The sequence below is a fragment of the Psychromonas sp. MB-3u-54 genome (assembly GCF_002836415.1).
Classification (GTDB): domain Bacteria; phylum Pseudomonadota; class Gammaproteobacteria; order Enterobacterales; family Psychromonadaceae; genus Psychromonas.
Window position 1 is genome coordinate 1 of the sequence record NZ_PJBP01000121.1, and the last position, 25,705, is coordinate 25,705.

The 25,705-nt window shown below is 41.9% G+C and carries 20 protein-coding genes and 2 pseudogenes; 15 read left to right on the forward strand and 7 right to left on the reverse strand.

The window, feature by feature from the left end; all coding sequences use genetic code 11:
* Window positions 1-451 precede the first annotated feature (451 nt).
* The gene (locus tag CXF72_RS08170; RefSeq protein ID WP_101038481.1) at window positions 452-1,792 is read left to right on the forward strand and encodes an SEL1-like repeat protein; all 1,341 of its coding nucleotides are present in this window, start codon (window positions 452-454) and stop codon (window positions 1,790-1,792) included.
* Window positions 1,793-1,865: 73 nt separating this feature from the next.
* Here the strand turns inward: CXF72_RS08170 and CXF72_RS08175 are convergent, their stop codons facing one another.
* A complete protein-coding gene (locus CXF72_RS08175; protein ID WP_101038482.1) occupies window positions 1,866-2,648 on the reverse strand; it encodes an NRDE family protein in 783 nt (260 codons plus the stop codon).
* 1 nt (window position 2,649) lies between these two features.
* On the reverse strand, window positions 2,650-3,162 hold the full coding sequence (locus tag CXF72_RS08180; RefSeq protein WP_101038483.1) for a DinB family protein: 513 nt from the start codon (window positions 3,160-3,162) through the stop codon (window positions 2,650-2,652).
* 275 nt (window positions 3,163-3,437) lie between these two features.
* On the opposite strand from CXF72_RS08180, the gene CXF72_RS08185 reads away from it, so the two are divergent.
* The 7 genes from CXF72_RS08185 (at window position 3,438) to CXF72_RS08215 (ending at window position 8,890) form a co-directional block, all read left to right on the forward strand.
* Complete coding sequence (locus CXF72_RS08185) at window positions 3,438-3,893, forward strand: YHS domain-containing (seleno)protein (protein WP_101038484.1); 456 nt, start codon at window positions 3,438-3,440, stop codon at window positions 3,891-3,893.
* A 123-nt stretch (window positions 3,894-4,016) separates the two neighbouring features.
* Window positions 4,017-4,856, forward strand: a complete 840-nt coding sequence (locus CXF72_RS08190) for a hypothetical protein (RefSeq protein ID WP_101038485.1) — start codon at window positions 4,017-4,019, stop codon at window positions 4,854-4,856.
* Window positions 4,853-5,761, forward strand: a complete 909-nt coding sequence (locus CXF72_RS08195) for a cyanophycin synthetase (protein WP_101038486.1) — start codon at window positions 4,853-4,855, stop codon at window positions 5,759-5,761. Before CXF72_RS08190 ends, CXF72_RS08195 begins: the two co-directional genes overlap by 4 nt.
* The gene (locus CXF72_RS08200) at window positions 5,761-6,942 is read left to right on the forward strand and encodes a hypothetical protein (RefSeq protein WP_101038487.1); all 1,182 of its coding nucleotides are present in this window, start codon (window positions 5,761-5,763) and stop codon (window positions 6,940-6,942) included. The genes CXF72_RS08195 and CXF72_RS08200 overlap by 1 nt, the downstream gene beginning before the upstream one ends.
* Window positions 6,943-7,250: 308 nt before the next feature.
* Window positions 7,251-7,460 (forward strand): cold-shock protein, encoded by a 210-nt coding sequence (locus CXF72_RS08205; protein WP_101038488.1) that lies wholly within the window; start codon window positions 7,251-7,253, stop codon window positions 7,458-7,460.
* Window positions 7,461-7,948: 488 nt separating this feature from the next.
* Entirely contained in the window at window positions 7,949-8,287 is a 339-nt protein-coding gene (locus CXF72_RS08210) for a thioredoxin family protein (RefSeq protein ID WP_101038489.1), read from the forward strand.
* A gap of 279 nt (window positions 8,288-8,566) precedes the next feature.
* Window positions 8,567-8,890: a hypothetical protein gene (locus tag CXF72_RS08215; RefSeq protein WP_101038490.1), complete on the forward strand. Its 324-nt coding sequence runs from the start codon at window positions 8,567-8,569 to the stop codon at window positions 8,888-8,890.
* A gap of 391 nt (window positions 8,891-9,281) precedes the next feature.
* Here the strand turns inward: CXF72_RS08215 and CXF72_RS08220 are convergent, their stop codons facing one another.
* Genes CXF72_RS08220 through CXF72_RS08235 form a run of 4 tightly spaced genes read right to left on the reverse strand, consistent with a single transcriptional unit; the run spans window position 9,282 to window position 13,559 of the window.
* The gene (locus CXF72_RS08220; protein WP_101038491.1) at window positions 9,282-10,481 is read right to left on the reverse strand and encodes an ABC transporter permease; all 1,200 of its coding nucleotides are present in this window, start codon (window positions 10,479-10,481) and stop codon (window positions 9,282-9,284) included.
* 3 nt (window positions 10,482-10,484) lie between these two features.
* The gene (locus CXF72_RS08225) at window positions 10,485-11,699 is read right to left on the reverse strand and encodes an ABC transporter permease (RefSeq protein WP_101038492.1); all 1,215 of its coding nucleotides are present in this window, start codon (window positions 11,697-11,699) and stop codon (window positions 10,485-10,487) included.
* The gene (locus tag CXF72_RS08230) at window positions 11,696-12,430 is read right to left on the reverse strand and encodes an ABC transporter ATP-binding protein (protein ID WP_232784916.1); all 735 of its coding nucleotides are present in this window, start codon (window positions 12,428-12,430) and stop codon (window positions 11,696-11,698) included. Before CXF72_RS08230 ends, CXF72_RS08225 begins: the two co-directional genes overlap by 4 nt.
* Complete coding sequence (locus tag CXF72_RS08235) at window positions 12,408-13,559, reverse strand: efflux RND transporter periplasmic adaptor subunit (RefSeq protein WP_101038493.1); 1,152 nt, start codon at window positions 13,557-13,559, stop codon at window positions 12,408-12,410. The genes CXF72_RS08230 and CXF72_RS08235 overlap by 23 nt, the downstream gene beginning before the upstream one ends.
* A gap of 1,187 nt (window positions 13,560-14,746) precedes the next feature.
* Here CXF72_RS08235 and CXF72_RS08245 point away from each other — a divergent pair.
* From CXF72_RS08245 to CXF72_RS08255, 3 genes and pseudogenes are all read left to right on the forward strand, one after another.
* Window positions 14,747-15,703 carry a carbohydrate porin gene (locus CXF72_RS08245; RefSeq protein WP_101038495.1) on the forward strand — a complete coding sequence of 319 codons (957 nt, stop codon included), beginning with the start codon at window positions 14,747-14,749 and terminating at the stop codon, window positions 15,701-15,703.
* A gap of 454 nt (window positions 15,704-16,157) precedes the next feature.
* Window positions 16,158-16,438, forward strand: a pseudogene (locus CXF72_RS19800) (SulP family inorganic anion transporter); the annotation flags it as partial.
* A gap of 339 nt (window positions 16,439-16,777) precedes the next feature.
* Window positions 16,778-17,812 (forward strand): carbohydrate porin, encoded by a 1,035-nt coding sequence (locus tag CXF72_RS08255; protein WP_101038497.1) that lies wholly within the window; start codon window positions 16,778-16,780, stop codon window positions 17,810-17,812.
* Window positions 17,813-17,949: 137 nt separating this feature from the next.
* Here the strand turns inward: CXF72_RS08255 and CXF72_RS08260 are convergent, their stop codons facing one another.
* A complete protein-coding gene (locus CXF72_RS08260) occupies window positions 17,950-19,584 on the reverse strand; it encodes an FMN-binding glutamate synthase family protein (RefSeq protein ID WP_101038498.1) in 1,635 nt (544 codons plus the stop codon).
* Between the two features lie 192 nt (window positions 19,585-19,776).
* On the opposite strand from CXF72_RS08260, the pseudogene CXF72_RS08265 reads away from it, so the two are divergent.
* The 4 genes and pseudogenes from CXF72_RS08265 to recF all read left to right on the forward strand — a co-directional run bounded on the left by CXF72_RS08265 (window position 19,777) and on the right by recF (window position 25,699).
* A pseudogene (locus CXF72_RS08265) lies at window positions 19,777-21,494 on the forward strand (SulP family inorganic anion transporter).
* Between the two features lie 428 nt (window positions 21,495-21,922).
* Window positions 21,923-23,299: a chromosomal replication initiator protein DnaA gene (gene dnaA / locus CXF72_RS08270; RefSeq protein WP_101038499.1), complete on the forward strand. Its 1,377-nt coding sequence runs from the start codon at window positions 21,923-21,925 to the stop codon at window positions 23,297-23,299.
* Between the two features lie 180 nt (window positions 23,300-23,479).
* Window positions 23,480-24,583 (forward strand): DNA polymerase III subunit beta, encoded by a 1,104-nt coding sequence (gene dnaN, locus CXF72_RS08275; RefSeq protein WP_101038500.1) that lies wholly within the window; start codon window positions 23,480-23,482, stop codon window positions 24,581-24,583.
* Window positions 24,584-24,619: 36 nt separating this feature from the next.
* A complete protein-coding gene (recF, locus tag CXF72_RS08280; RefSeq protein ID WP_101038501.1) occupies window positions 24,620-25,699 on the forward strand; it encodes a DNA replication/repair protein RecF in 1,080 nt (359 codons plus the stop codon).
* Window positions 25,700-25,705: the final 6 nt, after the last annotated feature.

Consider the following 25,705-nt stretch of genomic DNA (forward strand, 5'->3'; position numbering starts at 1 on the left):
AACACCATAGCGATCTTTTCATAAAAAAAGGCATTATCCTTAAATCCAATAAAGCTAAAAAAAACGCTGACGGCATTGCTTAAATCAAACCTATAGCGATCTTTTCATAAATAGAATCCTTATCCTTAAATCCAGTAAAGCTAAAAAAGCGCTGACAGCGTTGCTTAAATCAACACCATAGCGATCTTTTCATAAATAGAATCGTTATCCTTAAATCCAGTAAAGCTAAAAAGATCCGACGGATAGCGAATTTTTTAGAGCGTATGCAATGTTATCCCGAACATAATGACCAAAGCAGTCGTTAAACAATAAATATAACTATTTATTGTTATGGTGATTTTACGCATGGATATTACTCCATAAAAAACACTTACATTCAGGTTGTTATGATATTATCAATATCTTTTTATGCCTATTTGCAGATGTAATAACACATGAAGTAGAGTAATTAATGATGAAAAATATTATTTGGGTATCTCTTATTCTTTTTGCCTCTTTCGCACAGTCAGCAGACTTTCAAAAAGGGATAGACGCAGCTGACAAGGGTGACTTTAAAACAGCCTACAAAGAATGGTTTCCGCTTGCCGAACGGGGCGATGCAAACGCCCAATATAATATAGGGACTATCTATGCCAATGGTCTGGCCGTTCCTCAAGATTATAAACAAGCGCTCCTGTGGTCTCGCAAAGCCGCCGAACAGGGGCATGCAGACGCACAATACTATCTGGGGTTGATCTATAACAATGGTCAGGGCGTCCTTCAAGATAATAAACAAGCAGCAAAGTGGTATCACAAAGCTGCTGAACAGGGCCATGCAGGCGGCCAATACTATCTGGGGTTGCTGTATAACAGGGGCCGAGGTGTGCTTCAAGATGATAAACAAGCGGCAAAATGGTATCGCAAAGCCGCTGAACAGGGTCATGCAAAGGCACAATATTCTATGGGGGAGCGCTATGCCCTTGGTAAGACAGTCCCTCGAGATGATAAACAAGCAACCTACTGGTATCGTAAAGCCGCCAAACAGGGTCATCTAGACGCCCAATACAATATGGGGTTGATCTATCACAATGGTCAGGGCGTGCCTCAATATTATAAACAAGCAGCTCTATGGTATAGCAAAGCCGCCAAACAGGGGCATCCCGATGCACAATATAATTTAGGATTGATCTATGCCAATGGCCTGGGTATCCCTCAAGATTTTAAACAAGCAGCAAAGTGGTATCGCAAAGCCGCCGAACAGGGGCATCTAGATGCCCAATACAAGCTGGGGTCGATCTATGCCAATGGTGATAACGGCTTTAAAGATTATAAACAAGCGGCCCAGTGGTATCACAAAGCCGCCGAACAGGGCCATGCTGACGCCCAATATAATCTGGGGTTGATCTATCACAACGGTCTAGGCGTCCTTCAAGATTATAAACAAGCGGGCCAGTGGCACCGCAAAGCCGCCAAACAGGGGCATGCTGGCGCTCAATACAATATGGGAATGATCTATGACTATGGTCAGGGCGTCCTTCAAGGTTATAAACAAGCAGCCGAGTGGTATCGCAAAGCCGCCGAACAAAAACATGCCAATGCTCAATACTACCTGGGGCTGATCTATGCCAATGGTCATGGTGTTCGTCAAGATTATAAACAAGCGTATATGTGGCTCAATTTAGCCAAATATAATGGTGAAAAAACTAAAAATATATTTGATTTAATCATACCTAAAATGACATCAAAAGAGATAAATGAAGCGCAGAAACTGTCGAAAATATGCTTAGATTCACACTATGAAAATTGCGCTTAAAAATACTAAATTAGCTGAATTAAGCTTGCTAATGAACAGGTCCTAATATAAAAATTGGTTGTATGTTCCAGCTTTAAAGTGCAGGCAATTCGTTACTCAACGTTGGGCTTTGTAGAGTGAGAAGTCGTTGTTGCTTTTTTAATTGAGGATGCTTGCCGTCGCTAATATGAGATCGCCATTGCTGCAGGCTGGCTTCCGAGTAATAGTTAAATTCGCAGTAATTCGCATCGAGCAACACCTGACAGATACTTTTACTGTGGGCATCACTGCGGTCCATTAATACTGAATCACCTTGGCTGTCTGGATTATGCTGCAAATGAATTTTCTGCAGGACCTCAGCGGCCGACAACTCAGGTAACTGCGCCAACCATTGTTGAAAATGCCGTTGCCGTTTAGCTAACACCGCTTCGGTATTGAGCGCAGATGAGCTAAGCAGCAGTGCCGCTTGACAGACATTATGAGTACTTAAGTGCCGACCATTCCAGCTTAGATGTAAGCATTCACGACCAGACATGAGTACTAAATCAAAAGGGTTGTAGTATTGATAGCTTTGCTCAGAAAGGTGTTTTTTAACAAGCTTAACGTTGCCATAGGCTAAAGCTTGCGGAATAATATTTCCACGCGTAGGCGCGGTACTTGATTGGGGGTCTTGATAGCGATTAAGTAAGGCGAGAACCACCCCGTGATTATTAACACCAAACCATGTGCCTCCGGCTTGTCCGTCAATCGGATATAGCCGCTCAACGCCATTTTTCTGCTGTTGTTTTAAGCCGGCTTCATGGCGCAAGCGGGCTTCGTCACGATTCATGGTGATCACCAACGAATTGCTTAAACGTAGCACGCTTAGGGTACACATCTTAGTTACCTTGCTGGCGCAGGTAACTCGCCGTACTGGGTGCTATGCCGATAGCATCATCAACCAAAATACCTAATTCTTTTGCCACTAATTTGGCATAGGCCACATGATGCACCGTATGGTTAATCAGGTAACATAACTCACGACTTAGGCTGCTATCAAACAACCTGTTTTGTTGCTGCTTTAGGGAAATTTCAGACTCAACCTTAACGGCGCGTTCCTGCAATTCTGAATCAGGCGGAAGAAACCATGCAATTAATTCATTGATTAACTGCAAAGCCAACTCGGCATCATTTTCAATTTCGCTGTCGCGATGACGGCTGTTGTAATCAATATTGCCATTAACTGCACCCTGCTGAAGCGCCAAAAAATGATCCAGAATGTGGCGAACATGTTTGCCAATGCCCGATTCGCTATGCAGCGAAGGCTGGTTATAACGTTCTCCTCCACTCGCTACCACTAATTGCTGTACCTGCAGTAGTGCCTCTACTGTCGCTTCACGCAGCTGCTTCATTGTTTCTCCATTTATCTAACTAAAAAGCCTTCGCCATCTACTTGACCGGAGTAACGGCATAAATATTTCTTCGGAGTCTTCTTTTATCAACAATATAAGGATTGCTTGCAGCTGTTTTTATTGAAAAACATGCAATTCATTAATAAATCAGTGCGGCTTAATCGCATAAATTAAGGAGTGAGGATTTTATCCATGCAAAAATAAATACACAAAGATGAAATATTTACAGGCTTACCTAGGTCTAATTATTCTACTGCAGTCAATAAAGGTTGAACATGAAATTCGTCAATTTACCGGTGAAAATATTTTTACTGTTGTCTCTTTTCAGCTGCAATTCAGTACTGGCTGTCGATCAAGTTTATACGGGCTATTTTAGTCATAAAGCTATTTCAGGGTTTGATGCAGTTGCCTATTTTAGCGAGCAAAAACCGGTTCGAGGTTCGGCAAAATTTACCCTCGAGTATAAAGGAGCCGACTGGTATTTCAGCAGTCAGCACAATCTTAATAAGTTTAAAAAAAATCCAGACTATTTTTTACCACAGTACGGTGGTTACTGTGCATGGGCAATGGCGGGCAATAAAACGGCTTCGGGCAATGCACCATTTTGGACAATTTATCAGGATAAGCTCTACCTTAATTACGATCAAGACACTCAAGATCTGTGGTTAGCGAATAAAGATAACTTGATTAAAAAAGCCGCTAAAAACTGGGCAAAAATGGACAAAAAATAATATGCTATTAAGTAACACCAAGATAATTAACGGGCTGATTGTATTTTTGGGCTTGGTTCTTTTTGTCATCAATATACGCAGCTGCCAATCTCAATTGACAGAGGAAAATCCGGGGGTAACAACTTGCTGACACGCATCGCGCTGGTGGTTTCATATATTTTATATTGCATTCGATTTGCCGTTGCACCCTGGAAGTATTTTCAGCTCAACGCGAACTACTTTAATGAACAACGTAATCTGTTTTCGAAATTAGATATGGATGCGCGTATTCCCATACAATGGCGGCTGGTGCAGTGTATGGATATTGGTAATAACAACCCAAGCGCTTACCCTGTTTTTATGAAACCTGAATGGGGGCAAAACTCACAGGGTATTGTGCGTATTGATAACTTAGATACGCTGCAGAAGATACGCCGCAAACGCAGCGCTAACCCGCCATTTTATCTGCTTCAGCAAGCCGCACCGGGAAAACGAGAATTTGAAGTTTTTGTTATTCCCGAAAAAGATAATTTGCAGCAGTTTGCCGTTTTATCTATTACTGAAACCTGCAATACAAGCGATGATCCCCTGCCGATTAATGGAATCTACAATGACAACAGCTACTATACAGACCGTTTAGCCATGCTTAGCTTAAAGCAGCAACAAAAAATTTGGTCTCATCTTAAACAAATCGGTGAATTTCGTATTGCCCGTTATGGCATACGTGCTGATTCGCTGGAAAGTTTGATTGCGGGGCAGTTTCATATTATTGAAATCAACCTCTATGTCCCTATGCCACTGATTTTATTAGTACAAAATTTTAGCCTTTGGAAAAAAATTAAATTTATACGGAGCAGTATGAAGCAGTTAGCAAAAGTCACCACAACCATTCCGCGCACCCAAGCCGTTAAACCGGTATTTTTTAATAAATTCAAATTATCTCAACGATTAAAAAGAGCCACTAAAAATGAGGTTTCATCATGATTCGCTTGAAAAAGATCCTCTACGCATGGATCAGTAAAAAATTTATGGGCGGCTGCAGTCATTATAATGACCTTCGCGTGCGTAAAAGTTGCCGCAGCAAGGAACAGGCAAGGGATGTTTTTGCAGCGGCAAATGTTCCGCATGCACAGGGATTAATCTTTCTAAACCCTTTTAAAGCCATAAAATTTGCCAAAGAAGTTGGCTTCCCTTTGGTTATCAAACCCAATGTCAGTGGTTTCTCACGGGGCAGTTATTTTCCGATTGAAAATGTCAGGCAACTTTGGCGGGCGATATTTCTGGCCAAATTATGGTGGCCCTATACGGTTGTCGAGCAATATTTACAGGGCAACAATTATCGTGTGGTCGTGGCAAATGGGCAGGTAATGTCAGTATTACAACGTTATGCACCCTTTGTAACGGGTGACGGGATAGCTTCGATCGACCAGTTGATTGACAGAGAAAATGCCATTAGAGAGCAGATGAATTTATACCCTTGTATCTCTCCCCTGCAAAAAGGGCAACAAACGTTAAAGTTTTTAGCAAAGAGCGGCTATAACTTAACAACCGTTCCCAACTTGAATCAACAGGTGCTGCTATTTTATCGCATCTCATTAGCACCGGGTGGCGTGGTTGAAGTGATTGACAAGGAGACTATTCCAGCGGTGAATCAAACATTGTTTAAGAATGTGCTGCAGCGCTTTGATGCGAATATATTAGGCATTGATGTGATTATGGAGAAAGGTATTAGCACGGATTATCGGCAGCAAAAATGTATCTTTTTAGAGGTTAATTCACGCCCCTATCTGCATATGCATGCTTTTCCCCGTTATGGTGAAGCTGAAGATCTGTCTATCCATTTTGCACAATTGGAAAAGCTTAATATTCAGCAAACAGATACCTATTAATGAAAAGCTTAGTACGCAGCTTTTATCTGTTTGTGGCAGTACACTCCTTTCTGATCGGATTGCTGCCCATATTTATCCCTATTATTCTTTGGAATAAAGGGCTGGCGCTTAACGATATTGCCTATTTTATTGCATTCAGCGCACTCGGGTTTATTATTGCTCTGTATTTTTGGGACAGGTTACGTGCAGCTGCAAACTGGTCAAAGATAGTGGCTCTCTCTTTTATCTTTGAAATATTACTGGTCATTATTTTATTATGGGATTTCTCGCCTGTCTTATTAAGCATTGGCGCATTGATTAATGGTGCAGCGGGCTGTTTTTACTGGTCAACTCAACGGGTTTTGTTTCAACGTATTACCCAAACAAACAACAGCGGTGACAGCTTTGCTAATTTTCAAATTTTAGTGATGATTGTCTTAAAGTTAGGTATCTTGCTGGGCAGTTATTTATTAGCGGCAGCACAGATTAACCTGCTGCTTATTATTTTCATAAGTATCTCAACCTTAGGTTATTGGCTGCTTAGACACTCGCTTATTAACCAGATTGAACTATTAAGCAACAACCAACCCAGTGCTTTTTCTCTGCTTGAGGTGATTAACTTTAAAGACACTTTTAATTCGAAAGTGATTTTTTTGATTGATGGTGTTTTATTGTTTCTAGAAAGCTATTTTTGGGTATTGTCATTATATCTGCTGACCCAACAAAATCTATTAAAATTGGGCTTGCTGATTGTACTGTTAAGCGTACTTTTAGCCCTTATATTCTATGTTATCAAGAAGCGTATTGATCGTATTAACGCGCAGCACATCTTCACTATCGCGGTTTTCGGCTATGCGTTTTCCTGGCTGTTGCGCGCTGACTTAAGCCTTCAGACAGGTCCACTTGTTTTATACTCAACCGTATTGCTGATTGCCTTTTTAAGCAGCTTTTTTCGCCTCGCTTTTAACAAACGCTTTTATGATATCGCAAGCTTAGCGCAGCCGATTCAATATAGTATCTGTAAAAGTTATTATTCACAGTTTACTTTACTGTTGTTTTTTAGCCTTGCCGGTTATCTTTTTAATAGCAGTGACACGCCGCTACAACAACTGCAGCATATATATCTGCTGATTATCCCATTGGTTTTTGTCTATCTATTCTATGGGCGCACACAAAAAATACGGGCTGCTAAGCTAATTTAGCCTGTTTCAGGCTCTTGTAACCGACACAGGTAAATAACAGAATAAGACTTCGAGTTGATATTGCTAGGTAATCGCTGCCCTCCGCAGTCTGTTTTTCAGTCCTTAACTGTGTATTTATTAGGCATTTTATTGACTTTAACTTTTGATTCTGTATAATTCAACTCAGCAAAAGAAAGCCTTACGTTTACATTCTCCATTTCGTTGTTTTATTAATAATACCTCGCACTGTAGTTTTTAAGTTCCAGTCTGTTTTTACGCTATTCAAGCCTTCTGAAGGCAACCTTACATTAAAATTACAGGATATTATTATGTCTAATAAAGTACAAGGAACCGTTAAATGGTTCAACGAAGCGAAAGGTTTTGGTTTTATCGAGCAAGAATCTGGTCCAGATGTATTCGCTCACTTTAGTGCTATTGCAAGCGAAGGTTTCAAAACTTTAGCTGAAGGCCAAAAAGTAGAATTCACTGTAAGCCAAGGTCAAAAAGGCCCGCAAGCAGATACTATCGTAGCGCTTTAATTCGCTGTGATATTTTAGCTCCCCAATCGAGCTAAATTGATAAAAAAATGGTAAACCTTTGCGGGTTTGCCATTTTTTTTGTTTAAAAACAGGCTACCTTAACTCAAATAACATGAGGGAATTGACTGTTTATAGCTCACGGGCAGGTGATTTTTGAAACAAACAGGTATTAATTTTAAAAGCAGTCACAAAACGTCATATTGAGATGGACAATATTCAGCATCGCAAAAGGTGTTATTTAGGTCACGCCATCAATTGCTAGTTGAGCTTGAAGGGCTAGAATTTATGATAGGGAATGAGCTTATCAATCAGGTATAAGTGCACTTATTTAAGTTATTGCCTAAAAAACAGCACAAAGTTAAGCCGTTTATAATTGCCAGCACTTTTGAAAGTGGCTATAGAGTAACTGATCTTTTATAACTTGATGAAAATGGACAAATTTCATTTGAGCGAATCCATTATCCATCCAATACTAGGGAAAAAATAGCATGAAAAGTAGTCAGTTAGGATTTAATCCTGATTATACAAAAGACGCACCAACACTCGAACAGATTAGTGGCTTGGTCGGTGATGCTATCCTCGAATTCGGAGTACCCTGGTGCGGCCACTGTCAGGCTGCACGGCCGGCAGTAAAGGAGGGACTGAGCGAACATTCGCAGCTGCCTCACATTAAGGTATATGATGGAAAAGGTAAAACTCTGGGTCGTGCATTTCGGGTTAAGCTTTGGCCAACCTTGATTTTGCTGCATGATGGAACGGAGGTAGCGCGATTGGTCCGGCCTTTGAATGCTGACGAGGTACGCCAGTTGCTCGCACAATGTAAATAATTTTATCGTCTCTACTGCAGAATTTTATCTGCAAATTGATTGAGTTCACTTTTGTCGGGGGTTTTCTTCACCGCAAGTGAATAAATATATTTGCGGAAGATCACAGATAAATACCTTAACATTGTCAGAAAGGTGTAAACTGCGATCCATATCTCATTATTTTTTTAATTGGCATTAAAAAAACCCACAAATTATTGATGTTTAGTTGACCTCTTTTTTTTTGCCTGTAAAGTGTCATCAGCGTCTACTTCTTTGTTTATTGTCCTTAAAAGGAAAAATATGCATAAAATCATAAATGTTAAATTGACCTCTATTTTTTCCCCAATATGCCAAACGCTGCTTCAGGAGGATGCTCAAAGGCTGAAAACACAACCTGAGAATAAAGACCCGGATAACGCTACTGAATTACTTATTATTCGTCTCGACGGGACTATTATTGGTTATGCTACTTTTGACATTGTTGATGATATATATGTCAATATTAATTCACTGCATTTCAGAAAAATCTTTAAAGATCATTCACTCGGTGAATACTGGTTATCTCGTCAATTAAAGCGCCATCTACGTAATAATACCTATATCAATTTTTTGCTAGCCAGTTAAAAGTGCAAATACGTAATAGTACCTATATCAATTTTTTGCTAGCCAGTTAAAAGTGCAAATACGTAATAGTACCTATATCAATTTTTTGCTAGCCAGTTAAAAGTGCAAATACGTAATAGTACCTATATCAATTTTTTGCTGGCCAGTTAAAGGTATAACAATAACAGCGCTGCACAGTTAAAAGTGCAAATACGCAATAGTACCTATATCAATTTTTTGCTGGCCAGTTAAAAGTGCAAATACGTAATAATACCTACATCAATTTTTTGCTGGCCAGTTAAAAGTGCAGATACCTAATAATACCTACATCAATTTTTTTGCTGGTCAGTTAAAGCGATAACAATCACAGCGCTGCACAGATAAAAACCGCTCAGTTAGTTTTACAAATTGCTTATTCCGCCCGCAGCGCTTCAACCGGATTGAGCCGGGCAGCGCGGCGGGCAGGCAGGACACCGGCAATAAGTCCAATACTGATGGCGATGACTTCCGCCAGAATGACAAAGTTCCATGAAGTGTGTACAGGCAGCGCAGGTAAACTCAGATGCAGTAGTTGGGCAATACCGATACCCAGTCCCAGCCCGACGAATCCACCGACAGCAGAAAGTACAATAGCCTCCCCTAAAAATAAACTGAGTATCTGTGACCGTCGGCCACCTAATGCGCGAATTAAACCGATTTCACTGATCCGTTCATTGACCGCAATAGTCATAATAGTAACTATTCCGATCGCACCGACTAATAATGAGATACCGCCAATGGCACCAACGGCAAAGGTCAGCACATTCAATACCGACCCCAGCACCTCGAGCATCTGCTGCTGCGTAGTAATAGTGACATCATCCCTGCCATGTCGCTCTGCGAGGATTTTTTTTATACCCGCGACCACTGTTTCAATGGCAGTATTATCATCATAAAGCAGATCCACTTCATGCAGAGTCTCACGGTTAAATAAACTTAAGGCGCGGGATGCTGGAATATAAACGGTATCATCGAGATCAAATCCCAATACGTTACCTTTTGACTCCATCACACCAATAATACGAAAACGATTCCCCCCTACCGTAATGCGTTTTCCTAAAGGATTTAAATCGTCAAATAATTCATATTTGAGTTTACTGCCGAGTACGGCAAAAGCGCGCGGAGCAGTGGGATCATCATCGGGCAGAAAATGGCCTGACTTAATGCTCATTTGAAAAGCTTCCGGCATTTGTGAGCCAGCACCATAAACAGTAGTACGGCGACTGCGGTTACCCGCTTCCACCTCGGCATTGCCCTGTACAAAAGCCACTACGGCTCGCGCATAGGGTAGCCGTTTAAGTGCCTGCGCATCTTCAATAGTTAATGGTCTTTCGGTACCAAACACTCCCATACTGATCCCGCCGGTTGTCGCTTTCCCTGGATTGATGGCCACCAGATTAGTACCAAACTGGGTAAATTCCGCCAGTACAAACTGATGGACTCCTTCGCCGATAGAGGTTAACAGGACAACCGCAGCAACGCCCACTGCAATACCTAACGCAGATAAAAAACTGCGCAGACGATGTGCAATCAGAGATGAGGTGGTTAAATGGAGAAGGTCGCGCAGTCGCATAATCTATTTCCCCGTCAGGGCGAGAACAGGATCCAGGCGCGCGGCTTGTCGTGCCGGCAGTAAACTAAAAATAAATCCGGCCAACAGACTGACGGCAACCGCAGTCGATACCGCCCAAAGCGGGGCGTAGGCAGGCAGAGCAGGAAAAACCAGCCTGATGACAACACAACCGAGTTCACCCAATAATACACCGAGCATTGCGCCGAAGGTCGATAACATAATGGCTTCGAATAAAATCAGGTGCAGAATCTGCCGCTGAGGTGCACCCAGTGCTTTTAATAAACCAATTTCTGCCGTACGTTGAGAGACGGCGACCAGCATTACATTCATAATTAAAATACCGGCGACAGCGAGGCTGATTGCCGCAATACCGCCGATAGCATAAGTCAGTGCGCCTAATATACGATCAAAGGTTTTCAGAACCGCATCCTGAGTAATCACAGTCACATCACGTTTGCCCTGATGACGCTCTTTTAATATTTCAATGGTGGATTGTTTGACTGACTCAATGGCAGAACGGGTTTTGACTTCCAACAGAATACGAAACAGTGAAGCGCTGTTAAATAATTGCTGTGCAGATGCCACCGGAATAATAATAGTATCCTGCACATCCACACCAATAGATCGCCCTTCCGATGCCATAATTCCGATCACTCGAAAACGCCGATCACCCAGACGTATCCATTGACCGACTGCGGCTTGTGCTGCAAATAGTTGATCTCTTATATTACGGCCAATCACACAAACCGGTGTAGCACGATCCAAGTCGCCGGCAGGTAAAAAACGCCCCTGTGCCAGCTGCCAATGGCGAATATTTAACAGCTCAGCATTACTGCCAATAATGGGCACTTCACGTGAACGCCCCTGAAAACTGGCATTAATCGAACCTATGCTGATCGGCGCTATACGGCGAATATTAGTATTACGGGTTAATACCTGCGCATCATCCAGAGTCAGATCTCGGGGGGTAGTGCCCACCATAGCAACTGGATTAAGACCTGATGTTTCAGAATAGCCGGGGAAAACAATCACCAGATTGGTGCCTAATGAGCTAAACTCATTGCTGACATAACGCCGGGCCCCCTCCCCCAAAGCGGTTAACATAATGACCGAGGCAACACCGATAGCCATCGCCATTAACATCAATATTGTCCGGGTTGGGAACCCCGTCAGGGCGCGCCAGGAAAAACCGGTAATATCACGCAGCGCCGTTTTCATAAACTTGCCTGAGATAAGGTTTGATCTGATTCAATACGACCATCAAGCATTTTTAACTGCCGCGTTGCCCGCTCTCCAATATTGTTATCATGAGTCACTATAATGACCGTGATCCCCTGCCGGTTAAGCTGCTCGAGAATATTAATGACATCCTGACCGGATTTTTGATCCAGATTACCCGTCGGTTCATCAGCCAGTAATATTTTCGGCTGCATAATCGTTGCACGGGCAATCGCAACACGTTGGCGCTGCCCGCCGGAAAGTTGATCGGGTCTATGCTGAGCACGATCGGCCAAGTCCATTTCCGTGATCGCTTTATTAACCAGAGGGAGGCGCTGATCTGGCTCAGTACCTGCGAGCATCAAAGGTAGCTCAACATTCTGTGCAGCGGTTAATCGGGGGATCAGGTGAAAGGACTGAAAAATAAAACCGATGGTTTTGTTGCGGGTGGCAGCCTGCTCGTTATCCGGCAGTGCAGTAACATCCTGCTGGTTTAATAGATAAGTGCCTTCCGTTGCGCTATCCAGCAGGCCGATTAAATTCAGCAGGGTTGATTTCCCTGAACCCGAAGGCCCCATAATAGAAATATATTCACCCGCGACAATGGACAGATTAATATCATCGAGGGCATGCACCTTTTGCTCGCCAACCAGAAAGTCACGATGAATATTGTTTAACTCAATCATGTTTAATTGCATAGTGCTTAATTCAATCATCTTTACGTTCAACAATAGCACGGGCACCCTTCTCGACACCTTCCCGCTCAATTGAAGTCACCAGCCGTTCACCGGCAGCAACCCCGTCAAGCACTTCCGTATAACTCCAATTGCTTATACCGATTTTGATCTTTCGTTGTTCAAGCAATCCATTATCTTTTAAAATCAGTATATTGTTACGGTCGAACAGTGCCGCAGTGGGAATACGCAGGACGTTTTCACGTTGCTCAAGAATAACTTCGGCATCGGCACTGTAACCGGGCAGCATATTGTCAGTATTATCGAGATTGATAAATTCAACTTCTATTTCAACCGTGCGCGACTGTTTCTCCAGATCCAACACATAATCAGCAACCCGGCGCACTCGACCGGCAAATGTTCTGCCCGCAAAAGCATCCAATGAAATATGAGCAGGCATTTGCGGGCGAATCTGCGGTGCATCGACTTCATCAATGGGCGCGGAGACATACAGGCAGCTGTAATCAATCAAATCAATCGCCGGCAAAGTCGCAACACCAATCGGCGAAGGGGTTAGATACTCCCCCACTTCACCATTCACTTCAGCAACGCGCCCGCTAAAAGGTGCATTTAAGCGGGTGCGTGCCAGCGCGGCGTGGGTTGCATCAATTTTTGACTGGCTCACTTTGACCGAGGTCTGCGCAGCTTCGCATGCTGCAAGCTTAGCGTTCGCTGCGCTTTCGGCCTGGTCGACACTCTCCGCAGAGACCATATTTTTGGAGAACAAAGTGCGCAGGCGAAATGCTTCACGTTTGGCAAGATCGCCAATAATACAGGCCTCGCGCACCAGAGCCTCTGTTCGGTCACTCTCATACTGAGCCAGTGTGACCTGTGCCTGAAGATCATCATTCCATATTTCCAGCAGCAGTTGCCCGGCTTTGACCCGATCCCCCTCTTTAACCAGCAGATTTTCAATCTGGCCACCGATCGAGGGTGAAAGTCGCGCACGCTGGCAGGCCTTGAGCGTTCCCGCGCGCGTATTGGTAATAGTTGCCAGTACTTCGCCCTTGGTTACTTCCTGTACCACAACCGCGATCGGGCGGGGACGTTTGAGATAAACAATAAGCACAACAATGGCAACAATAATCAGCACACTGATAATGAGCAGGCGATGTTTTTTTAGCATGAAAAGATCCCGGTTATTTTTGCAGGAAAATTATTTATTGTGTTTATTAATCCGGACTGGATTAACTTATGCTCAGCGAAAAATAATAACAACTTGATTAATCAAAGCGCTATCAGCTGCACCTAATAAGGTTGAAATACTCAAAATCCCTTCAACTGAGTGTGCCTTCAGGCGATCCGCAGACCATTCTAAATATAGATCTAAAACAGCAATAGTGACAATAAGGCGATAGGGCGATAAAGCGATAAGGCGAAAAGGCGAAAAGGCGAAAAGGCGAAAAGGCGATAAGGCAATAAGGCAATAAGGCAATAAGGCAATAAGGCGATAAGGCGATAAGGCGATAAGGCGATAAGGCGATAAAGCGATAAAGCGATAAAGCGATAAAGCGAGAAGGCGATAAAGCGATAAAGCGATAAAACGATAAAGCGATAAAGCGATAAAACGAGAAGGCGATAAGGCGAAAAGGCTATAAAGCGATAAAGCGATAAAGCGAAAAGGCGAAAAGGCGAAAAGGCTATAAAACGATAAGTGCGGAGTGTTATAGCAAAAAAACTAAAGTGACAATGAGACGGTAAAGCGAAATGTTTTAGTAAAAAAGCTAAAAAGGGCGAATAACGGGCAGATAGATAACCAAGACTGAGATAGAAAATAGTCTGTTTAAAGGCAGAAATGAATAAAAAAAAGTGGATTTGGCAAATAGGGTATCAAATAGCAGCGCTGCTGTTTGAGTCATATTGTCCTAAAAGAGCACAAATTAATCCTATTGTCGTAATAAAAAGGAAATACAGCGCTTATATTTTATGACTAATTAAAACATTAGAAAGGGGGGAATAAGTAAAAATGCTGTTTTTATGACCTAAAGCACTGCGAAAAGCTCTTTTTTTGATTGAATTTTGACCTAGGTGGGGTTTTGTAGCCTTATTATTGATAGTTCAAGTTGCAGCTATCCATAATTAACCCTGATATTTTGTGGCCTTGCTCACACACCAGAAAGTAAAACTGCAAAACAGCTCACAAAAAAAGATGCAAACGCAATTTCTAGTTTGCGCAGTCAATTTTTATTAGATATCTTGAATTCAGAAAAGTTCAAAAATAATACAAATAAACAACAATATAATAATACAAAAAAAAATTACACAACACCTGAATCACTCAGGTATCTATGATAAAAAAGGAAATTAACTAACATGAAAAAATCTATTTTAGCTTCAAGCATCCTGGCTTTATTGGTAGCATCTGCAGCAAACGCAGGTCAAACATTTGATACTGCAGCAGGTTCTTTATCAATCGGTGGTGATGTTGAATTCAATTACGAATCTAACAATACTTCAAACTTAACTTCAGGTGGTGATGTCACTATCGTTGTAAAAGGTGAGCGTTTACTAGACAACAACGCATATGCTGGATTTTCTGTAGCTACTGAAGCTGGATTAGATGGTAACGTTACTTTTGATGACCGTAAATTTGTTATCGGTCAGAAAAATGATTGGAGCTTAGCGTTAGGCGCTTTTGAAGCAACTAACCTTTCACCTGCTGGCGCAGATATGTCTTTAACAACTTCTGGCGCGGTATCAGGTTACAATGGCGGCAAAGCGCGCGGCCGTGCTGCAGGTTCTGAACAAACTCAAGTCACTTTCAATAAAGAGGCCGGTGCACTAGGTTATGAATTAACAGCTTCAAGCCAAGATTCAGGTGATCTTGTTATTCTTCGTCCTATAGTGACTTACTCTGCAGCTAAATTCTCTCTTGCTGTAGGCGCTGAAGTTCCTGTAGTTGATACTCAAGATCATGCAGACTGGACTGGTTATGCTGCAACAGGAACTTTTGAAGCATCTGATATGGTAAGCATCACATTACGTGCTGCTACTCGTAGCGGTACTGAATTTGATACTGTTACTTCTACTATTGTTGCAGCTGATAATATGACCGCTGGTGTTGGTGTTGGTATACAGAACTTCTACTTAGGTGCTGAATTAAACGATAACAGTACTGATACTGAAACAAGTCTTTATACTGCATACAAAATCCCAGCTATTATGGATATTGATAACCTAGATTTCCACTTAGGTGCTGGATATGCATTCGCCCCAGATTCAGCTAACGATGTTACTACTGTTAAATTTCGTGTTAAATACATCTTCTAATTTAGCGGCTTAGCCGATAAACAGATTAAATAATAAAAACCTCACTTCGGTGGGGTTTTTTTATGCCTGAATTTTCAAAAAAAATCAGCACCCACCATAACCCGGTTTTCTATTGGTAAGTGCGCTATTCGGCGTTTACAAAAAATAGCTTTTATCCGTAATCTAATACCAAATCCATTAATTTTCTGCTTATTTCTGCTTGTTAAAACACCTTCTAGCTCGACATAAAACCACGTTTTATTCTTTGCTTCATAACATCCTGTTATTCACCCTTTCTTGGCCAGCTGGAGCTGTTCACAATAGAGTTACCTACTATTTTTTGAAATTAGAACAACTCGTTACTGCAATCAATGCCTTGCTTTCATGAATTTTTCCTGAGTCTACATAGATCACTTAATGAGTGGCATTGGTATCAGAAGGACTGCGAAATTATCAGCGGAAATAAGTGGTGGTGGTTGCTATTGCCTATGCACAATTGACCTATGTTATGCGCTAATAGGATTATATTCTGCCGATGTTGGTTTATTCGTTATTTGGCAGTTCTCGGTAATTAATAGCGGGTCCGATGCAGCGACTTGTGCGGTTATTGTGGCAGTTTCCCCCCTTAGCACAGTTAAGGATTGGCGAGGGGTTATGACCATAACAAGTCTTTGGGGTTTGCTTGGCAGTAGATTTAGGCTTGGCATGCTAGCCTACTTTCTATCCAACCCCATTTTAATAGGACTGTTATATGGCGGATTGCACGCATAAAAGACTCAGTGTGCATTTTAGCCATAATCTTAAGCACTCTGAAAAACTCTTATATTGTCTCAGTTTTGCTTTGCGCAGGCCGATTATTTGTTGTTTAAGTTGCAGCTACTCATAATTAATCCTGATTTTTGCAGGATTGCTCACATTTTGGACAGTAAAACTGTAAAACAGTTCACAAAAAAACATAGAAATACAATTTCTAATTTGCACGGCCAATTCTTATTAGATATCTTAAGTCAAGAAAAGATCAGTAACAAAGCAAAAAAAAATCAAACAAACCCTGGATAACTCAGGTATCTATGATAACTAAGGAAAGTAAAAATTATGAAAAAATCTATTCTAGCTTCAAGCATTCTGACTTTATTGGTAGCATCTGCAGCGAATGCAGGTCAAACATTTGATACTGCAGCCGGTTCTTTATACCTGGGTGGTGATGTTGAGTTTGATTACACAACGCAAACCGGTGAAACATGGGCTGATACTGATGGTAACATAACCGCTCCTGCGACTACTGCCAAGTCAGATTTTGCCGGAAGCGGCCGTTTATTAATTGATATCCATGGAGAAAAAGTTTTAGACAACGGTGGGTTTGCCTCTTTTGCAGTAGCACCTACATTCGGCCAAAATGGCGGCATTGGTACTGATGATGTTAAATTTTCCTTCGGTATGCAAAATGACTGGAGCCTAACGGCTGGGCATTTTGAAGCACAAGATCTTTCACCAGCAGGTCAGGATACTTATATAGCTGAGTCTGGTACGACTATGTACCGCGCAAACTATGCTCGCGGCCGTAATGATGATGACGGTGGCGCTCAAATGACCTTTAATAAAGCAATGGCAGGAGCTGGCTTTGAGTTAACGGCTCAGTCAAAGGACAGTGGTAACACTGTGATCCTTCGTCCTGTTGTAACCGCCGATTTAAGTGACAAAGTCTCAATGGCTTTAGGCCTTGAATTACCCATCGATGGTGATGACGATGGTATTACTGACAATGCCGATTGGATCGGTGCGGGTGGTTCGCTCAGTCTGCAGGCAACGGATGAGTTAACCTTAACGGCTCGTGCTGCTTACTTAGCAGATGATAGAATCCAAGCTGATTCAATAGATTCTTATACAGCAGGACTTAACGCACAATACAACAACTTCTTTATTGCCGCATTATACGGTGAGTCTGATTCTGATTCAAATACACTTGATACCACAGAAACACAGGTTTATGCTTCTTACAAAATCCCAGCAATTATGGAAATCGATAATTTTGATATCTACTTAGGTGCAGGTTGGTCACAAGCTGAACTTAATAATGAAACTAAAGATGACGTAGTTGGCGGTCGTGTGCGCTTTAAATACATTTTCTAATTTAGCGGCTTAGCCAATAAACACATTAAATAATAAAAACCTCACTTTGGTGGGGTTTTTTTATGCCTGCTTTTTACTAAATCAACTTTCACTGCGCAAGACCACCTGAATTGACACACCCAAAAAACAGATATCAATTAATCCAGAGCGGTTAAACCGGCGCTGGATTTGACCACACTATGCTCAGGTAAAAAACTCTCCGCAGTCGACTCTAGCATCTCCCGCGTCACGTTTTTCGGATAGTCTGCTGCAAGAAAACTGCTTTTGGCCGGATAAGGGTAAATTTCATCAAAGCGTAAAATAGCGGTTTGACTGGTACGCCGGTAAATATGTGCGCGGTTAAGCTGGCTTGCAGACTCAAGCCCGGCAGCGTTAATAATCTGCATGGCTGCCTGCACGGTTTTATGGTGAAATGAGGCAACCCGGGTGGCTTTATTCTCAACCACCAGTCCACTGACTAAATTGGGATCCTGAGTTGCGATACCGGTCGGGCATTTATTGGTATTACAGATTAAAGACTGCACACAACCTAATGCTATCATCATACCGCGGGCGCTATTACACAGATCAGCCCCGAGTGCGATATTTTTAACCAGATGAAAACCGGTAAAAATCTTGCCGCTGGCAATGACTTTAATTTCATCTTTCAGGCCAAAGCCAATCAGCGTATCACAAACAAAACTCAAACCTTCCCGTAACGGCATACCCACTGAATTAGAAAACTCTAAAGGTGCAGCTCCGGTGCCACCTTCTCCGCCATCAACGGTAATGAAATCAGGCTTTATGCCAGTTTTTAGCATCGCTTTACAGAGTGCAAAAAACTCACTCTTGTTGCCGACACAGAGCTTAAAACCTATCGGTTTAGCGCCGCAAAGTTGGCGTAACTGTCGAATAAAGAACATCATCTCTAGGGGTGTTGAAAAAGCGGAATGGATAGCGGGGGAGTTAACCGTTACCCCTGCAATAACGCCTCTTATCTGCGCTATTTCTATGCTGTTTTTATCACCGGGCAGTATACCGCCATGGCCCGGTTTTGCCCCCTGGGATAATTTAATTTCAATCATTTTCACGCTATTCAATAAGGCTGTTTTTGCAAAATTTTCCGCGCTAAAGTTGCCCAGTTTATCCCGGCAACCAAAATAGCCCGTGCCAATCTGCCAAATTAAATCCCCGCCGTGGCGCAAATGATAAGGGCTAACACTGCCCTCACCGGTATTATGAGCAAACCCGCCTGATTTAGCGCCTTTATTAAGCGCCAGAATGGCATTATTGCTTAATGCCCCAAAACTCATGGCGGAGATATTAAAGATACTGGCACTGTAGGGTTGCAGGCAATCGAATCCGCCGATGCTGACACGGCAATCGCAGATTGCCCGGTTAACATGACAAGCCGCCAGTGAATGCCCGATCCACTCATAACCAACTCGCTGCGTATCAACCTTAGTGCCATAGGGTATAGTATCGCGCTCACCTTTAGCTCTTTGATAAATCACTGAACGAAACATACGGTTAATGGGCACACCATCGGTTTCTGATTCAAAAAGATACTGGCGCAGATAGGGGCGAACATACTCGGTTATCCAGCGTACATGGCCTAGCACAGGAAAATTTCTCCTAAGTGCATGTTTAGTCTGGCGCATATCCCAAAGACCCAGCAGGGTAACAGGTAGAATGATAATCAAACCCCACAACATAGCCGGCCAAAATAGAGACACTAAACAAACCAAACTCACTGACAAACCCGCGACAAAAACGAAATATTTTTTGACCATCATATTACTCCTATGCTGTATATGAGCTTAAGTGTAATACTAAATTGAGCCGTCAATGCAGCGCTTTTAATGTCTCCTTTATTAATAACATTATTTTTATTTTTGACTACTATAATATTGGTCACTTTCTTATTTCTAACGCTCGAAAGACAACAGAGGTCCCCCTTGAAGTTTGCTCGCTTATATTCCTTTATGCCCGGCTTAAAAGGATTGCTGAATTACCAAAAGCGATGGTTTCGTGATGATCTCCGCGCGGCGTTATCCGTGGTGGCTGTTGCCCTGCCGGTGGCTATTGCCTATGCCCAATTGACCGGCGTCAATGCAGTCGTAGGCTTGTATTCCTGTATTTTTCCGATGTTGGTTTATGCGCTATTTGGCAGTTCACGGCAATTAATAGTCGGCCCCGATGCGGCAACCTGTGCAGTGATTGCGGCGGTTGTGACCCCTTTAGCAGCAGGGGATCCGGTTAAACATTGGCAATTGGTGATGACCATGACCGGAATGACCGGTGTTTGGTGTTTGCTTGCCAGTCGATTTAAGCTTGGGGTGCTGGCTGACTTCCTGTCCAAACCGATTTTAATGGGGCTGTTAAATGGTGTGGCAATCACTATTATTGTCAGTCAATTTTCTAATGTTTTTGGCTTTAGCTTTGAACACCGTTATCTGATTGAGCGCCTGGCTGATTTGCCGCATTATATGACTCAATTTCATAGACCGACGATCTTGGTAAGCTTAGTCGCTTTATCTGTGTTTTTATTGATTAAACGTTTTCGTCCGCATTGGCAGTGATGATAATGACCGCTTTTGCGGTCTGGTTCTTTAACTTGGGAACCTTTGAGATTAAGACAGTCGGGGTAATTCAATCTGGACTGCCGGTGTTTCAGACACCAACCTTTGATTTTGGTATCACACGTGAACTAGTTATGCCGGCACTTAATCTGGCGATGGTAAGCTTTGTCAGTATGATGCTAACGGCACGCAGTTTTGCAGCCAAAAATGGTTATGATATTGATGCCGATAAAGAGTTTATGGCCTTGGGTCTGGCTAATATAGCTTCCGCATTCTCGCAGGGATTTGCCGTCAGCGGTGCTGATTCGCGCACCGCCGTTAATGACGCTAATGGTGGGAAAACGCAGTTGGTCTCCATTATAGCGGCTGTGTTAATTACCCTAGTCGCATTATTTTTGACCGCACCATTACAATATATCCCTTCGGCAGCATTGGGCATTGTACTGGTCATTGCATCCTTATCACTGATTGATCTAAAAGCGCTGTGGCAGCTTCAAAAACGTGATAATTCGGCCTTTTTTCTGGCCTTAACAACCTTATTAGCCGTGCTCTTTATTGGTGTTATTCCCGGGATTACTCTGGCTGTACTGTTAGGTTTATTCCAATTTTTGCGGGTGGTGATGCGCCCGACGGAGCAGGTGTTAGGTATTGATAATAAAGGAATAATGCGCAGCATAGACAGTTCCGATAAAGCTCAAGCTATTCATGGTGTATTTATCTATCGCTTTAATTCACCGCTGACCTACTTTAATGCTCTATACTTCAAACGTCAGCTGCTTGGCAAAGTCGCAGGAGAAGAGGGGATTGAGTGTTTAATTATTGATGCAGTACCTTGTTTTACACACTTAGATTTAAGTGTGATGGCCATGCTTGCAGATTTGCATATGGTATTAAAACAGACCGGTATTCGTCTGGTGGTAGCTGGACGCAAGCGGCAAATGATCAAGTGGTGTGAATTGGCCGGCGTATCAACCACCGATGGCGGGGTACTGATTCGTTCAGATCTTTATTTAGCGTTAAAAATGAATCAAGTCTATAAACAGGCCCTCGCAGAAGGATTAGCACCTTTAGTACATAAACAACCCAGCAATGAGGATATTCTAATACACGGTCATTTATAAAGAGTATTAAGACCTTTTTTAGCAGCAGTTACCCCCTAATTTAAAAGCTTTTAAAATGCGTACACCCCCCGTAAAAGAATGCTAACAGATACCGTTAATCACGCTTAAAAATAAAAAAGTAAGCACTAACTTATCAAATAAACCTCATAAAACAAGCTATCTTGAATAATATAATTTTCTCTTTTCGCTGATTAAAACAGATAAATTTTAGCGGGCAACGGATAAAGCGCTTGAAAAAACAGCCCTTGAGAAACAGATAAAACAAAAATTTTTTAAGCAAGCGGCATTTAATACAAAAAACTAATCAAGGTGCATTTAATGATCATAAACACAAGGATCTTTTTTACTTATTTATGCACGGATCTTGTGGCGGAAAACAGATCTTAGCGGTAGAATTATGCGCCCGAATTTAATAACTGGAGTTAGTGATGTCCCTGGCAATTTGGCAAGAGTGCCTAGCACAATTAAAAGATGAACTGTCAGCCGGAGACTTTAGTACTTGGTTACGTCCTCTTCAAGCAGATTTTAATCATTCAACCCTGTCGCTTTATTCTCCTAATAAATATACCAGCGAATGGGTGCGTAACAAATACATGGCGACCATTGAAGATAAGGTTCAACAACTTGTTAATCAGGAAAATCCTAATCACTCGGTTAAGATTCGTTTAATGGTGGGTAATGTTAGCTCTGTTGAAAAAAAACCAGCAAAGCAAATACCAGCTCAGGCACCGATTACCAATCAACCTTGGGAAGGGGAGAGCAAAGCCAATAGAGTGCCTCACAAAAGTAATTTAATAAAAAAATACACTTTTGATAACTTTGTTGAAGGTAAATCAAACAACTTCGCTATCGCAACAACTCAGCAAATAGCTGAAAATCCAGGTGATGTATACAATCCTCTGTTTTTATATGCGCATCCAGGTTTGGGCAAAACACATTTATTACACGCTGTTGGCAATGCTATCGTCGCAGAAAATCCTGACAGTAAAGTGGTTTATATCCGCTCAGAACGTTTTGTGCAGGATATGATCAACTCTATCCGTAACAATACTATCGAACAGTTTAAAGAATATTATGCATCACTTGATGCGCTGCTTATTGATGATATTCATTTCTTTGCCGGTAAAGATCGCTCTCAAGAAGTGCTTTTCCAAACCTTTAATTCTATGTTGGATGCGCACCAACAGGTTATTTTAACCAGTGACCGTTTTCCCAAGGAAATTGAAGGTATTGACGAGCGTTTGCGGACCCGTTTTGGTTGGGGATTATCGATTCCCATTGATCCGCCTGAACTGGAAACACGCGTTGCAATTTTAATCACTAAAGCGGAAGAACGCGGTCTAAAACTGCCCGATGATGTGGCTTTCTTTATTGCGAAGCGCTTAACTATCACCGACGTACGTGTTTTAGAAGGGGCGATTGCTAATATTTCTGCAAAAGCACAATTCACCGGTCAGGGTATAACGATATCTCTGGTACAAGATGCCCTGCGCGATATGCTTGCGGTGCATACTAAACAAACGACTATTGATAATATTCAAAAAATAGTCGCTCAGCATTATCGTATTAAAATATCTGATATGTCTTCAAAGCGCCGTACCCGCACCGTAGCCCGCCCTCGTCAAATTGCCATGGCATTGGCTAAAGAGTTAACTCAACATAGCCTGCCGGAGATTGGAGAGGCATTTGGCGGACGAGATCACACTACGGTTTTACATGCTTGTCGAAAAGTCCAAGAGTTGCGTCGAGAAAATAATGATATCCAAGAGGATTATAAAATTCTGATCCGGACACTTTCGATGTAGACCAAGCAGATCTGAGCCAGCCAGTCAAAACTGTTGATAATTTATTTGGATTAAAAACAGAGCGAGCAGCTTATTAAGTAATTTAAAGAATAAATGACTTAATAACTAGCTCCTGTCAATTTCCTCCGCGTCTCACATTGACCACTTATTTAATGTAATTGCTATAAGGTAAGTTTGATTATGCATTTTTCAATTTCTAGAGAAGCATTTCTCCGTCCTCTGCAACTCGTTGTTAGCTCCGTCGCCGGCGGGCGTCCCGCGTTACCTATAATGGCCAATATTTTAATTGAAGTTAAAGATAACGTATTAAGCCTCACGGGAACAGATCTGGAAGTTGAACTGATTACCGTTATCGCACTGGAAAATGCCAGTGAGGATGGGGTTATTACGGTTCCTGCTCGAAAATTACTGGATATTTGCCGGGGGTTATCTGATCCCTGTGAAATCAAGTTTCAGGTAAAAGAAGAGAAAGTAACCATACGCTCAGGCCGTAGTCGTTACTTACTATCTTCATTGCCTGCCGTCGATTTTCCGAATATAGAATCCTGGCAAAGCCTGGTTGAATTAACGGTTCCTCAAGCTGAGTTTAAAAAACTGATCGAATTTACCCAGTTTGCGATGGCCAGCCAGGATGTGCGTTATTATCTTAACGGCATGTATTTTGAAGCTTCTGAACAGACATTACGCAGCGTAGCAACCGACGGGCATCGACTCGCATCCTGCTCAATAAAGCTTAATCAGGCCATTGAGCAACAATCTGTGATTGTGCCCAGAAAAGGGGTGATAGAGTTAGTTAAACTGCTCGATAATGATCAGGCAAATGTCACTATTCAAATCGGACAAAATAATTTGCGCGCCGTGATAGATGGTTTTATTTTCACTACTAAATTGGTCGATGGCCGCTTTCCGGATTATCGCCGCGTTATCCCTAAAAATGGTGATAAAGAGTTAATCTCTAATAGAGAATCATTAAAGCAGGCATTTTCGCGGGCTGCCATATTATCCAATGAAAAATTCAGAGGCGTGCGTTTAATTCTTTCTGAAAATCTCCTGCAAATTACCGCAAACAATCCGGAAAGAGAGGAGGCAGAAGAGTATATTGATGTTGATTATCACTCCGCCAATCTGGAAATAGGCTTTAATGTAAGTTACGTTTTGGATGTTCTAAACACCCTAAAAAGTGAACAGGTTAAAATAACATTTAGTAATTCAGATCACAGTGCTTTAATAGAATCTATTGACAGTGATGACTCACTTTATGTGCTTATGCCAATGCGTTTATAACTTCAAAAAAGATGATCTCCGTTAAGGTGTGGTTATATGTCACTCAGTAGATTGATTATCCATCAGTTTCGTAATATCAGCTCGGCCACGCTCGATTTTAATCCTAAAATAAATGTGGTCGTAGGGCCGAATGGCAGCGGCAAAACAGCCCTGCTTGAAGCTATTTACTTTCTCGGACTGGGTCGCTCTTTTCGTACCCATTTAACCAGCCGCGTGGTTGAACACCAATCTAAATCCTTTACGCTTTTTAGCGAAATTCAAAATAATAACGGCTCAATTCCTATTGGTTTACAGAAAAGTAAAAGTGGTGAGACCTTATTAAAAATTAATGGTGGTTACTGCAAAAAATTAGCTAATTTAACCCAATACCTGCCATTACAACTTATTACCCCTGAAGGTTACACTTTACTCTCAGGAAGCCCCAAAAACCGCCGTGCTTTCTTAGATTGGGGGGTTTTCTACCATGATCCTATTTTTTACCCTAACTGGTCCCGTATTAAACGGCTTTTAAAGCAACGTAATGCCGCTTTAAAGCAATGTAAAACTTACAACGAGCTCCAAATATGGGATAATGAACTTTGTCTTTTAAGTGAAGAAATCAGTCAACAACGACAAGCTTATTTTGAGTTGCTAATGCCATTAGTAAAACAAACATTAGCCGATTTTTTACCTGATTTTTCTATTACCAGTCAATTCTTTTGCGGCTGGGATAAAAACAATAAATCATTACAAAATTATCTAGTCGATAATTTTGATCGCGACAAACAAATTGGTTATACCAGCGCTGGACCTCAAAAAGCAGATCTTCGCTTTAAAATCAATGGAATACCTGTTAGCGATGTATTATCAAGAGGGCAGTTAAAGTTATTTGTTTACGCATTACGCTTAGCGCAGGGATTATTTTTAAACTCTTTTGATAATAAACAGTGTGTTTTTTTAATTGACGATTTTAGTTCTGAATTGGATCAGAACAAACAACAGATATTAGCAAAGCATATTATAGATTCGAATGCCCAAATATTTATCAGTGTTATTGCAACAGAAAATATCGATAAATTATTTGGACAGGAACAGACTGTGTTTCACGTGGAGCACGGTAAGATTAAAGCAGAATAGGTGAAA

What these genes read in the sequence shown, in the direction of transcription:
- CXF72_RS08225 (WP_101038492.1), bottom strand. Translation starts at nt 11,699, where the DNA reads ATGAAAACGGCGCTGCGTGATATTACCGGTTTTTCCTGGCGCGCCCTG.
- CXF72_RS08210 (WP_101038489.1), top strand. Translation starts at nt 7,949, where the DNA reads ATGAAAAGTAGTCAGTTAGGATTTAATCCTGATTATACAAAAGACGCA.
- CXF72_RS08215 (WP_101038490.1), top strand. Translation starts at nt 8,567, where the DNA reads ATGCATAAAATCATAAATGTTAAATTGACCTCTATTTTTTCCCCAATA.
- dnaN (WP_101038500.1), top strand. Translation starts at nt 23,480, where the DNA reads ATGCATTTTTCAATTTCTAGAGAAGCATTTCTCCGTCCTCTGCAACTC.
- CXF72_RS08180 (WP_101038483.1), bottom strand. Translation starts at nt 3,162, where the DNA reads ATGAAGCAGCTGCGTGAAGCGACAGTAGAGGCACTACTGCAGGTACAG.
- CXF72_RS08200 (WP_101038487.1), top strand. Translation starts at nt 5,761, where the DNA reads ATGAAAAGCTTAGTACGCAGCTTTTATCTGTTTGTGGCAGTACACTCC.
- CXF72_RS08205 (WP_101038488.1), top strand. Translation starts at nt 7,251, where the DNA reads ATGTCTAATAAAGTACAAGGAACCGTTAAATGGTTCAACGAAGCGAAA.
- CXF72_RS08195 (WP_101038486.1), top strand. Translation starts at nt 4,853, where the DNA reads ATGATTCGCTTGAAAAAGATCCTCTACGCATGGATCAGTAAAAAATTT.
- CXF72_RS08260 (WP_101038498.1), bottom strand. Translation starts at nt 19,584, where the DNA reads ATGGTCAAAAAATATTTCGTTTTTGTCGCGGGTTTGTCAGTGAGTTTG.
- CXF72_RS08170 (WP_101038481.1), top strand. Translation starts at nt 452, where the DNA reads ATGATGAAAAATATTATTTGGGTATCTCTTATTCTTTTTGCCTCTTTC.
- CXF72_RS08245 (WP_101038495.1), top strand. Translation starts at nt 14,747, where the DNA reads ATGAAAAAATCTATTTTAGCTTCAAGCATCCTGGCTTTATTGGTAGCA.
- CXF72_RS08185 (WP_101038484.1), top strand. Translation starts at nt 3,438, where the DNA reads ATGAAATTCGTCAATTTACCGGTGAAAATATTTTTACTGTTGTCTCTT.
- recF (WP_101038501.1), top strand. Translation starts at nt 24,620, where the DNA reads ATGTCACTCAGTAGATTGATTATCCATCAGTTTCGTAATATCAGCTCG.
- CXF72_RS08255 (WP_101038497.1), top strand. Translation starts at nt 16,778, where the DNA reads ATGAAAAAATCTATTCTAGCTTCAAGCATTCTGACTTTATTGGTAGCA.
- dnaA (WP_101038499.1), top strand. Translation starts at nt 21,923, where the DNA reads ATGTCCCTGGCAATTTGGCAAGAGTGCCTAGCACAATTAAAAGATGAA.
- CXF72_RS08220 (WP_101038491.1), bottom strand. Translation starts at nt 10,481, where the DNA reads ATGCGACTGCGCGACCTTCTCCATTTAACCACCTCATCTCTGATTGCA.
- CXF72_RS08235 (WP_101038493.1), bottom strand. Translation starts at nt 13,559, where the DNA reads ATGCTAAAAAAACATCGCCTGCTCATTATCAGTGTGCTGATTATTGTT.
- CXF72_RS08175 (WP_101038482.1), bottom strand. Translation starts at nt 2,648, where the DNA reads ATGTGTACCCTAAGCGTGCTACGTTTAAGCAATTCGTTGGTGATCACC.